This is a genomic window from Seonamhaeicola marinus (assembly GCF_008085455.1).
In genome coordinates, this window is the sequence record NZ_VSDQ01000521.1 from 1 (window position 1) to 355 (window position 355).

Genomic DNA, 355 nt, shown 5'->3' on the forward strand with positions numbered 1-355 from the left:
ATTTAGAGATAGGCTAGTTGAAGAATTAGGTTTAGAGCTTATTGTTAGAAACGTACAAGATTCTATTGATCAAGGAAAAGTAAAAGAAGAATCTGGCCGTTATGCAAGTAGAAATATGCTGCAAACAACCACACTTTTAGATGCTATTGAAGAATTTAAATTTGATGCTTGTATTGGTGGAGCCCGTAGAGATGAAGAAAAAGCAAGAGCAAAAGAACGTATTTTCTCTGTTCGTGATGATTTTGGGCAATGGGATGAAAAAAACCAAAGACCAGAATTGTTTGATATGTTAAACGGTGAAATTGAATTAGGGCAAAACGTTCGCGTATTCCCAATTTCAAACTGGACAGAGTTA

Annotated in this window: 1 protein-coding gene; it reads left to right on the top strand. The window is 35.2% G+C overall.

Features of this window, described 5'->3' with window-relative positions; genetic code table 11:
• Positions 1–355 (top strand): phosphoadenosine phosphosulfate reductase domain-containing protein (locus FUA24_RS08045; RefSeq protein WP_148541234.1); only part of this gene is annotated, 355 nt, incomplete at both ends.